The organism is Alcaligenes sp. SORT26 (assembly GCF_017377875.1).
Classification (GTDB): Bacteria; Pseudomonadota; Gammaproteobacteria; order Burkholderiales; family Burkholderiaceae_B; genus Alcaligenes; species Alcaligenes parafaecalis.
The window spans coordinates 1,330,798-1,345,036 of record NZ_CP070975.1 but is presented as its reverse complement, the minus strand read 5'-3'; the positions used below and the strand labels follow the sequence as shown (position 1 = coordinate 1,345,036).

General features: G+C 56.0%; 12 protein-coding genes. 10 read left to right on the top strand and 2 right to left on the bottom strand.

The genetic code is table 11. The annotated features are described in order from the left end of the window. Positions 1-29: 29 nt before the first annotated feature. Positions 30-902 carry a LysR family transcriptional regulator gene (locus JYG33_RS06250; protein ID WP_207875139.1) on the top strand — a complete coding sequence of 291 codons (873 nt, stop codon included), beginning with the start codon at positions 30-32 and terminating at the stop codon, positions 900-902. 65 nt (positions 903-967) lie between these two features. On the opposite strand, the gene JYG33_RS06245 is transcribed toward JYG33_RS06250, so the two are convergent. After that, a complete protein-coding gene (locus JYG33_RS06245; RefSeq protein WP_207875138.1) occupies positions 968-1,702 on the bottom strand; it encodes a phospholipase D-like domain-containing protein in 735 nt (244 codons plus the stop codon). A gap of 257 nt (positions 1,703-1,959) precedes the next feature. Then, positions 1,960-4,812 (bottom strand): valine--tRNA ligase, encoded by a 2,853-nt coding sequence (locus JYG33_RS06240; RefSeq protein WP_207875137.1) that lies wholly within the window; start codon positions 4,810-4,812, stop codon positions 1,960-1,962. 254 nt (positions 4,813-5,066) lie between these two features. On the opposite strand from JYG33_RS06240, the gene ndk reads away from it, so the two are divergent. The 9 genes from ndk (at position 5,067) to hisC (ending at position 14,149) form a co-directional block, all read left to right on the top strand. Continuing rightward, complete coding sequence (gene ndk / locus JYG33_RS06235) at positions 5,067-5,492, top strand: nucleoside-diphosphate kinase (protein WP_207875136.1); 426 nt, start codon at positions 5,067-5,069, stop codon at positions 5,490-5,492. Positions 5,493-5,643: 151 nt separating this feature from the next. Then, the gene (gene rlmN / locus JYG33_RS06230; protein WP_207875135.1) at positions 5,644-6,792 is read left to right on the top strand and encodes a 23S rRNA (adenine(2503)-C(2))-methyltransferase RlmN; all 1,149 of its coding nucleotides are present in this window, start codon (positions 5,644-5,646) and stop codon (positions 6,790-6,792) included. Then, the gene (locus JYG33_RS06225) at positions 6,789-7,283 is read left to right on the top strand and encodes a helix-turn-helix transcriptional regulator (RefSeq protein ID WP_207875134.1); all 495 of its coding nucleotides are present in this window, start codon (positions 6,789-6,791) and stop codon (positions 7,281-7,283) included. Before rlmN ends, JYG33_RS06225 begins: the two co-directional genes overlap by 4 nt. Then, a complete protein-coding gene (ispG, locus tag JYG33_RS06220) occupies positions 7,280-8,566 on the top strand; it encodes a flavodoxin-dependent (E)-4-hydroxy-3-methylbut-2-enyl-diphosphate synthase (RefSeq protein ID WP_207875133.1) in 1,287 nt (428 codons plus the stop codon). The genes JYG33_RS06225 and ispG overlap by 4 nt, the downstream gene beginning before the upstream one ends. 42 nt (positions 8,567-8,608) lie before the next feature. Further along, on the top strand, positions 8,609-9,892 hold the full coding sequence (gene hisS, locus JYG33_RS06215) for a histidine--tRNA ligase (RefSeq protein WP_153230436.1): 1,284 nt from the start codon (positions 8,609-8,611) through the stop codon (positions 9,890-9,892). 2 nt (positions 9,893-9,894) lie between these two features. Then, positions 9,895-10,530 (top strand): tetratricopeptide repeat protein, encoded by a 636-nt coding sequence (locus JYG33_RS06210; RefSeq protein ID WP_207875132.1) that lies wholly within the window; start codon positions 9,895-9,897, stop codon positions 10,528-10,530. 42 nt (positions 10,531-10,572) lie between these two features. Beyond that, positions 10,573-11,712 (top strand): outer membrane protein assembly factor BamB, encoded by a 1,140-nt coding sequence (gene bamB, locus JYG33_RS06205; protein ID WP_207875755.1) that lies wholly within the window; start codon positions 10,573-10,575, stop codon positions 11,710-11,712. Beyond that, a complete protein-coding gene (gene der / locus JYG33_RS06200) occupies positions 11,709-13,067 on the top strand; it encodes a ribosome biogenesis GTPase Der (RefSeq protein ID WP_207875131.1) in 1,359 nt (452 codons plus the stop codon). The genes bamB and der overlap by 4 nt, the downstream gene beginning before the upstream one ends. Beyond that, the gene (hisC, locus tag JYG33_RS06195) at positions 13,067-14,149 is read left to right on the top strand and encodes a histidinol-phosphate transaminase (RefSeq protein WP_207875130.1); all 1,083 of its coding nucleotides are present in this window, start codon (positions 13,067-13,069) and stop codon (positions 14,147-14,149) included. Before der ends, hisC begins: the two co-directional genes overlap by 1 nt. Positions 14,150-14,239: the final 90 nt, after the last annotated feature.

Sequence of the window (14,239 nt, the reverse complement as noted above, 5' to 3'; positions counted from 1 at the left end):
TTGCTTCATAGTCGAATGAGTAAACGCTCATGACCTTCACCCAACTTGAAATTTTTTCCATGCTGGCTAGAATCGGCAGCTTTTCTCGGGCGGCTAGTGCTTTAGGGATTACGCAAAGTGCGGTCAGCCATGCGCTCAAGCAGCTAGAGGCGGATCTGGGTGTTTGCCTGTTTTCTCGCGGTCCGACGGCAGTGGAGCTGACGGAGGTGGGAGTCAAATTGCTGCTGCGTGCCAACGACATCCTTCAGCAGAAAGAAGCCTTGCATCAGGAGGCCTGCTACGAGCAGGGTATTGCCCGTGGCACCTTGCGGATCGCTTCCTTTGGGGCTTCCTCGTCCTTGCATGTGCTGCCGCATTTGCTGGCCTGCTACAGGCAGACGCATCCCGAGGTGGAAGTGCAGATTGATGAGGGTGTAGACAGCGAGGTGGCGCAGTGGCTGTTGGAACGACGCGTTGAATTGGGCTTTGTCATCTTGCCTGATGAGCGTTTTGATGTTCTGCCTGTGGCCGAGGATGAGCTGGTGGCCGTCTTGCCTGCAGGGCATCGTTTGGCGGTTTGTAGCGGCGTGTCTGCCAGCGATTTTCATGGCCTGCCGTTTATCCGTACGGCGGCGGGTTCCGGGCCGCATGTGGATCAGTTTTTGGCGGCGGCGGGTGCTATCCCCAAGACCCTGTTTCGTTTTGAGCAGTTGTCCTCCATGCTGGGTTTTGTGGCCCAAGGAGTGGCCGTGACGATTGCGGGCAGGCTGGCTTTGCCGTCGCCGCCAGAAGGGGTGGTTTATCGCAGCTTACAACCGCGTCGACCTCGAGAGATTGCTCTGGCAGCCTTAAATTTCGATCGTCTGTCCCCGGCTGCACAGGCATTCTTGTGTATTGCTCGGAGAATGGGGAGGGTGTCTTGATTTCGTGTTATTTGGCAGGTTGGAGTGCGTATTAGGTAGAGCTTGGTGTGTTATTTTCGAGGGTGTTACGCTGAATCACTGATCCCTAGCCTTTTGTCGGACTCTCGCCTTGCGCTGTCTTCCGCCTCTTGGAGTTCTTCAGCTAATTGGATTGCTTGGTCCTCGGCCTCCCATTCCTCAGTTTCTCTAAGTTTACTGTTCTCCCAGCGACTTTTTTTTGTCTTTTCGTTAATTATGTTGTGAAGATCGCCATCTGAGTTGCCGTCTGACTCAATGAAATTGAGAATGTCGTATAGCGCTTTTTGGATGGAAGGTATTTGTGGGTCACTGGATTCAAAATGGATATCCATTTCCACATTTTTTTCTTCTAATGCTGCATCTGTTAAATTGCTGCTGCCAATGATTGCCCAGCTAAGGTTGGCGATATCCTCTTTATGTGACCACATGCAATAGAATTTTGCATGGAGCCTTTCTAGGAAAATCACCTCCATTCTCTCCTCAATGGCTCTTCCGAAATTGCTTAGTTCGCCTGGCAGGAGTGTGCAGGCGTTAACTTTAGCTTTTTGTTGGTCCTTCTTGTCATATTGGTGTCTATGGTCCCCAATAAAGAGACGAAATTTACGTTGTTGGTCGCCTTCCAGCCATGACTCAAGGGCCGTGCAGAATCGTTGAAACATGTCTTTTGTTAGATTCTGTGCGTATCCTACGCCTACGTCAAATCGGTCGCCAAGGTCGGTTTGAAGTTCATTCTCTAGGGTTTCGATCAAGGAGTGGCCGAAATAACTGTTGATGATTTTCATGGGTTTCTTATTTTTAGGGTTCGGTTTTTCTATAAGAATAAAAATAGCAGAGCTTTAGGGATTTAAGTGAAAAATATGATTTTTCTAAGTGGTGATTATTGCGGGTTTATTGATGATGTTATTGTGCTGCCACTAGGCTCTATTTTTTGCTCAATCGTCTGAGTTTGAGTTGGTTGGGGTGTTGGGGCTAATGATATAAAAAAAGGCCCTGCAGTATTGCAGGGCCTTTTCTTGTCGCCGGGGCTTAGTTCAAGTAATTAGCCCAGACGATCAAACTGCTGTTTCACCTTGAGCAGTGTTTCACCGAACTGAGCCACGCGCAGGCGCTCTTGTTCAACCACGGCGGCGGGTGCGCGCTCCACAAAGCTGGCGTTGCCCAACTTGCCTTCGGCCTTGCTGATTTCGCCTTGCAGACGTTCGATTTCCTTGGACAGACGGATACGCTCCGCTTCCACGTCGATCTCTACGTGCAGCATCAGTTGGGTGGTGTCCACAACTTGCACGGGGGCGCCTGCGTCGGCGGGGAGCTGGTCCACGATGTCCACGCTTTCCAGTTTGCACAAGCTGGCCAGGTAAGGGCTGTTGGCAGTCAGGATTGCGGCGTCACCTTGGGCAACGAGAGGTACACGCTGGGCGGGCGAGAGATTCATTTCACCGCGCAGGGCACGAATGGCGTCCACCTGGGCTTTCAGCTCGGCAACCTGGGCCACGGCCTGCTCATCAATGGCAGCAAGGTTTGCAATCGGGTAGGGCTGGACCGAAATACTGGTGGTTTCGTCCGCAGCGCGCTTGCCAGCCACAACCGACACTTTCTGCCACAGCTCTTCCGTAATGAACGGGATGATGGGGTGCGCGACGCGCAGCACTACTTCCAGTACACGGATCAGGGTGCGGCGGGTGCCCAGTTGCTGCTCGGGCGTACCGTTCTGGATCTGGGTCTTGGCCAGTTCCAGATACCAGTCGCAGTACTCGTCCCACACAAAGTGGTAAATGGCGTTGGCGACGTTGTCGAAACGGTAGTCGGCAAAACCGCGCTCGGCGTCTTGTTCCAGACCTTGCAGCAGGCTGATGATCCAGCGGTCTGCAAAGCTCAGTTCGGCAGAGGCGTCGGTGTGCAGCTCATGGCCTTCGGTGTTCATCAGCACAAAGCGGGTGGCGTTCCACAGCTTGTTGCAGAAGTTGCGGTAGCCTTCGCAACGCTTCATGTCGAAGTTGATGTTGCGGCCCAAGGTGGCGTAGGCGGCCATGGTAAAGCGCAGCGCGTCCGTACCGAAGGCGGGGATGCCGTCGGGATAGTCTTTCTTGGTGCGCTTGGTGATGCTTTGTGCCTGTTTGGGATTCATCAGGCCAAAGGTGCGCTTGTGCAACAGGCTTTCCAGATCGATGCCATCGATCAAATCCACCGGGTCAATGGTATTGCCCTTGGATTTGCTCATCTTCTTGCCTTCCATATCGCACACCAGTCCGTGAACGTAGACGGTGTTGAAAGGAACGCGACCGGTCAGGTGCATGCTCATCATGACCATGCGGGCAACCCAGAAGAAAATAATGTCGAAACCAGTCACCAGCACGCTGGAGGGCAGGTATCGGGCCAGATCAGGCGTTTCTTCCGGCCAGCCCAGATCGGTAAAGGGCACCAGGGCGGAGGAGAACCAGGTATCCAGCACGTCTTCGTCGCGACGCAGAGGGCCGGTCACGCCAGCGGCGCGGGCTTGTTCCAGAGCGTCTTCTTCTGAACGGGCAACAAACAGGCGGCCATCTTCGGCGTACCAGGCAGGAATCTGGTGACCCCACCACAGTTGGCGGGAAATACACCAGTCCTGAATGTTATTGAGCCACTGGTTGTAAGTGTTGGACCAGTTGTCGGGGTAGAAGCGCACGCGACCATCGGCCACCACGTCCAAGGCGACCTCGGTGATGCTCTTGCCGGGGTGCAGCGAGTCTTCAGGGGCGGGCTTGCTCATGGCGACAAACCACTGGTCGGTCAGCATGGGCTCGATCACCGTATTGGTGCGGTCGCCACGTGGCACCATCAGCTTGTGAGGTTTGACAGCGTGCAGAAATCCCTGGGCTTCCAGATCAGCCACGATTTGCTTGCGGGCAGCAAAGCGCTCCAGGCCTTGGTAGGCTTCGGGAGCCGTGTCGGCGATATGGGCATCCAGGGTCAGGATGCTGATCATTTCCAGACCGTGGCGCTGGCCAACGGCGTAGTCATTGAAGTCGTGGGCAGGCGTAACCTTGACCACGCCCGTGCCAAAGGCCGGGTCTACATAGTCGTCTGCAATGATCGGAATAGAGCGGCCAACCAGGGGCAGGGTGACGGTCTGGCCAATAAGACTGGTGTAGCGCTCGTCTTCTGGGTGCACCATCAGGGCGACGTCACCCAGCATGGTTTCGGGACGGGTGGTGGCAACAGTCAGATGCGTGATGCCGCCCTGAGGGGTTGTCAGCGGGTAGCTGATTTCCCACAGATGGCCGTCTTCTTCCTCGCTGACCACTTCCAGGTCAGACACGGCGGTGCCCAGCACGGGGTCCCAGTTCACCAGGCGCTTGCCACGGTAAATCAGACCTTGCTCGTACAGGCGGACAAAGGTTTCCAACACACCACGGGACAGGTTGTCGTCCATGGTGAAGTATTCGCGGCTCCAGTCACAGGACGCGCCCAGGCGGCGGAACTGGCCGGTAATGGTATTGCCCGACTTCTCTTTCCACTCCCAGACTTTTTCCAGGAATTTTTCGCGGCCCAGGTCGTGGCGGCTGATGTTCTGGGCATCAAGCTGGCGTTCCACGATGATCTGGGTGGCAATCCCGGCGTGGTCGGTGCCGGGAATATAGACCGTGTCGTCGCCTTTCATGCGGTGGTAGCGCGTCAGGCCATCCATGATGGTCTGGTTAAAGGCGTGACCCATGTGCAAGGTCCCGGTCACGTTTGGTGGCGGGGACTGGATGACAAAGGGTTCGGACTGATGGTCACCCAAGGGCTGGACGTGCTGGCCGCCCTTGAAAAGATCGGCTTGCTCCCAGCGCGCGTACCAGCGCGTTTCGATTTCCTGGGGTTCAAAGCTCTTGGATAACTGCTCGTCGGAGGTCGTTGCGGATGAGTTGGTCATGGTGATGCGGTCTGTCTGCCTGGTGACGTGCTGGAGGGCGCGGCGTCAGGCTGGACTAATCCTGGGTAAAAAACGAATGTAAGATGCACTATTTTAAGATGTGGCCGCGCGTCTTTGGCGTGGTAAAATGCCGGGTTGCCGTAAATCTGATGAAAGTGCTTGTTTTCATTAAAAAATTTAGCGCGAACCGTCGGATCTGCATTTTGCTTTACGCAGCAAAGACTACACTATATTGTTCTTAATTGGATTTTCACATGGCTATTGAACGCACTCTGTCCATTATCAAGCCCGATGCCGTTGCTAAAAACGTGATCGGTCAGATTGTTTCCCGCTTTGAAGGCGCTGGCCTGAAAGTGATCGCTGGTCGCCTGGTTCACCTGTCCCGTGGCGAAGCCGAGCGCTTCTACGGCGTGCACGCCGAGCGTCCTTTCTTCAAGGATCTGGTCGACTTCATGGTTTCCGGTCCTGTATTCGTACAAGTTCTGGAAGGCGAAGGCGCCATTGCCAAGAACCGCGAACTGATGGGCGCTACCGACCCCAAGAAAGCTGACGCTGGCACCATCCGTGCTGACTTCGCAGAAAGCATCGACGCTAACGCTGTTCACGGCTCTGACGCCCCAGAAACAGCCGCTGTTGAAATCGCTTTCTTCTTCCCAGAGTGCAACGTCTACAGCCGTTAATTTGTTAAACCGCGCAGTATTGGCGGCACTCTGAGCAAGACTTGCCCGGCTCACCGGATTTCCGGTGAGCCGGGCAAATCCAACAGAAAGAGACTTTTTTGCGCCTGTGCAAAAAAGTAAATGCCGTAGCGCGTGAAGGTATTATTTTTTTATGTCATCGCTCGAACCTACCAATCTTCTGGGCCTGGGCCCGGAGAAACTTGTTGAACTGGTCGCCCAATGGGGTGGCAAGCCTTTCCGCGCGCGCCAATTGCAGCGCTGGATACACCAGCGTCAACAGGACGATTTTGGGCAGATGACTGATCTGGCGCGCGAGTTCCGCGAACAGTTGACGGCTAATTGTGTTGTTACCGCGCCCAGCATGTCGCATGAACATATTTCTACCGACGGCACCCGTAAATGGCTGTTTGATGTTGGCAGCAACAATGCCGTCGAAGCGGTTTTCATCCCCGAGGACGACCGGGGCACCCTGTGTATTTCCAGCCAGGCTGGTTGCACGGTGGCCTGTCCATTCTGTTCTACGGGTTACCAGGGTTTCAACCGCAACCTGACAACCTCTGAAATCATTGGCCAGCTCTGGTTTGCCCGCCGTGCTTTGCTGGGCGCGCCTGAAACGGCCCGCATTGGCGATGCCGAGCAAACCAGTACGCGCGTCATCAGCAATGTGGTCATGATGGGCATGGGCGAACCCTTGCTCAATTATGATCAGGTGCTCGGTGCCTTGCGCCTGATGCTGGACGATAATGCCTACGGCCTGTCGCGCCGCCGTGTGACGGTTTCGACCTCCGGCGTGGTGCCCATGATGGACCGTCTGGCCCAGGATTGCCCGGTGGCGCTGGCCGTCTCGCTGCATGCTCCTAACGATGCCTTGCGCGACCGTCTGGTGCCGCTGAACAAGAAGTACCCGCTGGCCGAGCTTCTGGATGCCTGTAATCGCTATCTGGAGCACGCCCCGCGTGACTTCATCACGTTTGAATACATCATGCTGGACGGGATTAACGATACCGACCAGCATGCGCAGGAACTGTTGGATATTGCACGTATCGTGCGTTGTAAATTTAATTTGATTCCTTTCAATCCTTTTCCGCAGTCCGGTCTGAAACGCTCCTCAGCAGCACGGGTCAAACAATTTGCCCAAAGGCTGATGGATGGTGGGGTGGTAACCACAGTACGCAAGACGCGCGGCGATGACATTGCTGCCGCTTGCGGACAGTTGGCGGGCGATATTCGTGATCGCACCCGTATCGAACAGCGTTTGCCTGATCGTGCTGTTATTCAAATCAAACAGGAACGTGCATGAGCGAGACTCTGGTCCCCTCCAACCAATCGGCTCCGGAAACGGGCTCAGGTGTAGGCCCTACATTGCGTGAACTGCGTCTGGCGCGATCCTGTTCGCTGAACGAAGCCTCCACGCGCTTGAAGTTTTCGGTTCGCCAGCTAGAGGCCCTGGAGGCCCAGGAATGGGACCAGTTGCCCGGTGGGCAGCCCTTGCGTGGCATGGTGCGCAATTACGCGCGCTTTCTGGAGGCGGATGTGTCCGCTGTACTGGTCATGCTGGAAGCGCAGGTCAGTGATACGGCCGCGCCCAAGCCCGTGCCCCGCAGTCAGTCCGGTTCGGGCCTGTCCAGTGCGGATTTGAGCCTGTATGCCGATTCCCGTGGCGGTTTTGGCTGGATCTGGATTCTGATTATTGTTGTGTTGTTGTTGGTCGCTGGTTTTTACGCCATTGATCGGGGCTGGATTCCCCAGGAATGGCTGGTATTTGATTGGCTCAAGGATTTGAAGAAATGACGCAGGGCCCAGAAACTCCCTCTGCTTGCCAACCCTTGCCGGTGGGTGCCCAACCCAAGCGGGTAACGCGTACGGTTGACGTGCGTTGGGGCAATCATGTGGTGAAACTGGGGGGCTCGGCTCCGGTGGTGGTTCAGTCCATGACCAACACTGATACGGTCGATGCCATTGCAACTGCCATTCAGGTTAAAGAGCTGGCGCGTGCTGGTTCCGAGCTGGTGCGTATTACCGTTAACACTCCCGAAGCGGCCCGGGAGGTTCCGGCTATCCGTGAACAACTGGACCGGATGGGTGTGAATGTTCCCTTGGTGGGGGACTTTCATTACAACGGCCACAAACTGCTGGCGGACTTCCCTGAGTGTGCGCAAGCCTTGTCCAAGTACCGGATCAATCCGGGCAATATGGGTGGTGGCAAGCGCAGGGACGACAACTTCGCCAAGATGATCGAGATTGCCTGCCGCTATGACAAGGCCGTACGCATTGGCGTGAACTGGGGCAGCCTGGATCACGAGCTGATGGCGCGCATGATGGACGAGAACAATGAACGGGCGAATCCCTGGACGGCACAGGCTGTCATGCGTGATGCCCTGGTGTTTTCTGCCATCAGCAATGCCCAGCGTGCCGAAGAATTGGGTCTGGACGGTAAACGTATTGTGCTGTCGTGCAAAGTCAGCCATGTACAGGACTTGATTACTGTTTATCAGGATTTGTCCGCGCGCTGCGATTACGCCTTGCATCTGGGTTTGACCGAAGCGGGGATGGGCAGCAAAGGCATTGTGGCCTCGACCGCCGCCTTGTCGGTCTTGCTGCAGCAAGGCATTGGCGACACCATTCGTATTTCCCTGACCCCCGAACCCGGTGGCGATCGCTCCCGTGAAGTGGTGGTGGCGCAGGAAATCTTGCAGACCATGGGTCTGCGCGCCTTCACCCCTATGGTGGTGGCATGTCCAGGTTGTGGTCGCACCAGCAGCACGGTGTTCCAGGAACTGGCCAATGATATTCAAAGCTATTTGCGTGACCAGATGCCTGTCTGGAAAGATCAGTATCCCGGCGTGGAAACCATGAACGTCGCGGTGATGGGCTGTGTGGTCAATGGTCCGGGGGAAAGCCGTCACGCCGATATTGGCATCAGTTTGCCGGGAACCGGGGAAGTGCCTTCGGCACCGGTCTATGTGGACGGCGAGCGGGTCGTTACCCTGAAGGGTGATACTATCGCTCAGGAATTTCAGACCATTGTCCAGAATTACGTTGAGCGCCGCTACGGCAAAACATCAACGGCTTGATCAACACGCTTGTCAGTCTATGGCGAGCAAACCATTAGAATTATGACGCAGCAGTTTCAAAAGCTCCGCGCCCTGACGGGCATGAAAGACACCTTACCGGGTGAAAGCGCACAGTGGGAAGCCCTGGAGGCTCTGGTGCGGGAATGGTTGGCCAGTTATGGCTATCGCAATATGCGTACGCCCGTACTGGAACATACCCAGTTGTTTGCCCGTGGTATTGGTGAGGTCACCGATATTGTCGAAAAGGAAATGTATTCCTTTACCGACTCGCTGAACGGCGACAAGCTCACCATGCGCCCCGAATTTACGGCGGGCATGGTGCGCGCCACTATCGAACATAATCTTTTGTACGATCGGCCGCATCGCGTGTATGCGCTGGGTCCCGTGTTCCGTCACGAGCGCCCGCAGCGTGGCCGTTACCGCCAGTTCCACCAGATCGATGTGGAAGCCTTGGGTTTGCCCGGCCCGGATGTGGATGCCGAACTGATCGTCATGCTGGCTCGTTTGTGGAAAAAACTGGGTCTGACGGATATCCGTCTGGAACTCAATTCCCTGGGGCAGGCTGAAGAGCGCGCGGCTCATCGTGCAGCCTTGATTGAACACCTGGAAGCGCATAAAGACGTACTGGATGAAGAAGCCCAGCGTCGTATGTACACCAATCCCTTGCGTGTGCTGGATACAAAAAATCCGGCCATGCAGGAAATGGCAAATGCGGCCCCACGCCTGTTCGACTTCCTGGGCGAGGAGTCTCGTGCTCACTTCCAGGGCGTGTGCGACCGTCTGGACGATGCCGGTATTGCTTACACACTGAACCCGCGTCTGGTGCGTGGTCTGGATTACTACAACTTGACCGTGTTCGAGTGGGTAACTGACCGTCTGGGTGCGCAAGGTACGGTGTGCGGTGGTGGCCGTTACGACGGCCTGATCGAATTGATGGGTGGCAAACCCTCTCCAGCCGTCGGCTTTGCTATCGGTATGGAGCGTTTGCTGGATCTGTGCTCGCAAGATGGTGAGCAGGCAGCCATCCCCGAATGCCAGGTATATATGGTTCATCAAGGCGAGGCGGCGCAACGCAAAGCTTCGCTCTTGGCCGAGCAATTGCGTGATGCCGGTTTGCAGGTGATTGTCCACGCAGGCTCCAGTGGCTTCAAGTCCCAGTTCAAACGGGCTGATGCCAGTGGCGCGCAGGCTGCCGTGATTTTGGGTGACGATGAACTCCAAAAAGAACAGGCCAGTGTGAAATGGTTGCGTGCTGCGGATGGCGCCGAGCAACAACAGTCTGTTGATTTTTCTGAACTCGCCAGTGTTTTGTCAGCAAGGATTTGAGCATGGCCTACGATCTTGAAGAACAGGAAAAACTAGATGCCATGCGGGCATGGTGGGACCGCTGGGGCACCTTGTGCATTGTGCTGGCGTTTGTCGCTTTGGCGGCGGTAGCAGGTTGGCGCGGTTGGCAGTGGTATCAGGGCCATCAGGCAGGACAGGCCATGGGTTACTTTGAGGCACTGGAAAGCGCGGCTGCCCAGACTGGCGAAGAGGCCGATGCCCGCGTGCTGGCAGCCAGCACGACCTTGCGTAACGATTTCCCCAAGTCCGGCTACACCTCTCGTGGTGTTTTGCTGGCTGCCCAGGCCTTGCAGCAGCGTGGCAATCTGACGCCTGCTCGTGAGCAACTGGAGTGGATGGTCAAAACCAACTACGACCCAGCCTTGACTCCGCTGGCACGCCTGCGTCTGGCCGGTATTTTGCTGGAACAGAAGAATTACGACGATGCCCTGGCTCAGTTGACGAACCCTCCTGCCAGCTTTGCCGGTCTGTTTGCAGATCGCAAAGGCGATATTCTGGCCGCTCAAGGACAGAACGATGCAGCGCGCGAGGCCTGGAAACAGGCTGTGGAGTTGCTCAAGCAAGACCCTATTTCCCAGTTGGTACAGATCAAACTTGATGCCCTGGCAGGAGCTTAATTCATGTCTCTTCCTTCTATTCGCAAATCCCCATCGTCTGCCATGCGTGCACTGCGCTTGAGCGCACTGGCCCTGAGCCTGACCGCTTTGGCCGGTTGCTCCATGTTCTCCAGCAAGGACCCTCGCTTTGAACCGACTCCTTTGACGGAGTACACACCGGGTGTGGCCGCCAAGATTAGCTGGAGCACATCCATTGGTAGCGGTGCGGATTCAGGCTTTGCACCTCAGTTGACCGGTTCCTCGGTCTATGCAGCCGCCGTATCCGGTCAGGTCAGCAAGGTAGATCTGGAAACGGGTCGTGTGCAGTGGTCGACCAACGCGGGCAAGAAGCTGACAGCCGGAGCCGGTTCGGACGGTGTAGTGACTGCGGTTGCTTCGGTGGACGGCAACGTGATTGCGTTTGACGACTCGGGCAAGGAATTGTGGCGCAGCCGTAGCAGCAGCGCCGTGAATGTGCCTCCTGCTGTTGGTGCCGGTGTCGTAGTGGTTCGCACCAGCGATTACCGCCTGCAAGCCTTTGACGCCAGCACCGGTGATCTGCGCTGGAGCCTGCAGCGTCCCGGTCCAGCCTTGTCGCTGAAAACCAGCATGCAAATGCGCATTATCGACGGCCTGCTTCTGGCTGGTATGCCCAATGGCCGCTTGATGGCGATTGACGCGGCTCAAGGTCATCTGGTGTGGGAAGGCAGTATTTCTGTTTCCCGCGGCGCGACCGATCTGGAGCGCATTAATGATGTCGTGGGTGCTCCCCAGGTCATCGATCCCCTGCTGTGCGGTGCAACCTATCAAGGTCGCGTTGCCTGCTTTGACGTCTCCCAAGGTGGTCGTCTGGTATGGGATAGGGAATTTTCGGCCGGTACCGGTATCGCAGCGGACAACCATATGTTGTATGCCGCTAATAGCCGCGACCAGATTGAAGCGTTTGCCATGACAGACGGGCAAACCATCTGGACGCAGAATGCCTTGCGTAACCGTGGTCTGGCTCCTTTGGCCGTCCTGCCCCAGGCGCTCGCCGCCGGTGACATGGAAGGCTATGTTCACTTTCTATCGCGACTGGACGGCACCTTGTTGGGCCGGGTCAGTGTCGGCGGTGGTGCCATTGTGTCGCCTTTGGTCGGAACCTCGCGTGGGGTTCTGGTCCAGACCGGCAATGGTAATTTGGTCTTGGTTGGAATCAATTGAAAAGCGTTTCTTTTAAGCCCGTAGTGGCTTTGGTCGGTCGTGCCAACGTCGGCAAGTCCACTTTGTTCAACCGCCTGACGCGTTCGCGCGCGGCGCTGGTGGCGAACTTCCCTGGTCTGACTCGTGACCGTCATTACGGCGAAGGCCGGGTAGGTAGCCGACCCTATATCGTGGTCGATACGGGCGGTTTTGAGCCTGTGGCCAAAACCGGCATGTTGCTGGAAATGGCCCGCCAGACCCAGCAAGCCATTGCTGAAGCGGATGTGGTCGTCTTCCTGGTTGATGCCCGTGAAGGCGTCAATGCGCTGGATCTGGAAATTGCGCAGTTGCTGCGCAAGCTGGGGCAGAAAGTGCTGTTGGCCGTCAACAAGGCCGAAGGCATGCGTTACGAGGCCGGTGGCGTGGAGTTCCACGAACTGGGCCTGGGTCAGCCTTACCTGATCTCTGCCTCTCATGGCGACGGCGTGGAAGAGCTGATCAATCTGGCGCTGGAGCAAGTTCCTGCTCCTGAGTCTGAAGACGATGGCCAGGATGACGAGGACTTCCAGCACCGTATCAAGCTGGCGATTGTGGGCCGTCCTAACGTGGGCAAGTCCACCCTGATCAATACCCTGGTGGGTGAAGAGCGCGTTATTGCCTTTGACCAACCTGGTACGACTCGCGATGCCATTGAAATCGAATTCGAGCGCAACGGGGTGGAATACACCCTGATCGATACCGCCGGTCTGCGCAAGCGCGGCAAAGTGTTCGAGGCTGTTGAAAAGTTCTCCGTTATCAAGACCTTGCAGGCGATTGAAGCATGTAACGTGGTCTTGCTGATGATTGACGCGCACACGGAAATTTCTGACCAGGACGCCAGCATTGCGGGCTTTGTGGTGGAAACGGGCCGTGCGCTGGTCGTGGGTATCAACAAGTGGGATGGTCTGGACGAATACCAGCGCGAGTGGATCAAGCGCGAGTTTGATCGCAAATTGCGCTTCCTGAACTTTGCCAAGATGCATACTTTGTCGGCTCTGAAAGGGCAGGGGATCAATCCTGTGCTCAAGTCGATCAATGCCGCACACGCTGCTGCTTTCTCCAAGCTGTCTACCCCCAAGCTCACTCGCATCATGCAAGAAGCGGTGGAACAGCAACAGCCGCCACGCAAAGGCATTTTCCGTCCCAAGTTGCGGTATGCTCACCAAGGTGGCATGAACCCTCCGATTGTGGTGATTCACGGCAACGCCCTGGATGCTATTTCGGACAGTTACCGCCGCTATCTGGAAACGCGTTTTCGCGAGGCCTTCAAGCTGGAAGGTACGCCTTTACGCATTGAATTCAAATCATCTAAAAACCCTTATCTGAAGGATGCGTAATGAGTCGTTTGTGGAGTGATCATGTAGCTGGGCTTTCTCCCTATGTACCGGGCGAGCAGGTCAAGCTGGATAACCTCTTGAAGCTGAACACAAACGAACATCCTTTCGGTCCGTCGCCCAAGGCGCTGGAAGCGATCCGCCAGGCGGCGACCGATGATTTACGTCTTTACCCCTCCTACAGCGCGCAGGAACTGCGTGACGCCGTGGCCCATAACCACGGCGTAAAAGCGAACAATGTCTTTTTGGGCAATGGCTCGGATGAAGTCCTGGCCCATGTGTTCAGCGCCTTGTTCCTGCGTGGTGTGCGTCCCGTACTGCTACCCGATATCACTTACAGCTTCTACACCACATACTGTTCGTACTTTGGTGTCCCGGCTGATATCGTGCCGCTGCGCGATGATTTCACGCTGAATGTGCAGGACTATGTGCGCGAGCGCAGCTTGAAACCTGCCGGCATTATTTTCGCCAATCCCAATGCACCTACTGGTATTCCGCTGTCCTTGACGGACATCGAGGCCATCCTGGCTGCCAACCCCGATACCACGGTGGTGGTGGACGAGGCTTACGTCGATTTCGGCGGTACGTCTTCTGTGGGCTTGCTGGAAAAGTACGACAACCTGGTCGTGATTCAAACCATGTCCAAGTCGCGTGCTCTGGCCGGTCTGCGCGTAGGCTATGCCTTGGCCAGCGCCGAGATCATCCAGGCTCTGGAACGCGTCAAGGATAGCTTTAACTCTTACCCGATGGACACGATTGCCCAGGTGGGTGCCGTGGCTTCGCTGAAAGATACCGAGTACTTTGAACGCCAGTGTCAGGCCGTGATCGATGCTCGCGAGCAGTTGCGTGCTGATCTGGAGCAATTGGGTTTCGAGATTCTGCCTTCCAAAGCGAACTTTTTGATGGCAACGCACCCTAAGCATTCGGCAGCAGGTATTCAGCAGGCTTTGCGTGAACAAGGGGTTTTGGTGCGCCATTTCCGCCAGCCACGCATTGAGCAATATTTGCGTATTACCGTAGGATCGCCCGAGCAATGTGCCCGACTGTGCAACAGTTTGCGGCAGATTTTAGGGCAAGGTGCCTGATCGGCGCCTGATATACACCTATTAGATAAAAATCTCCAGTTTGGAACGTGCGGATTCAGGGAAAACCCGGTAAAGTAGTGGGATTCGCTT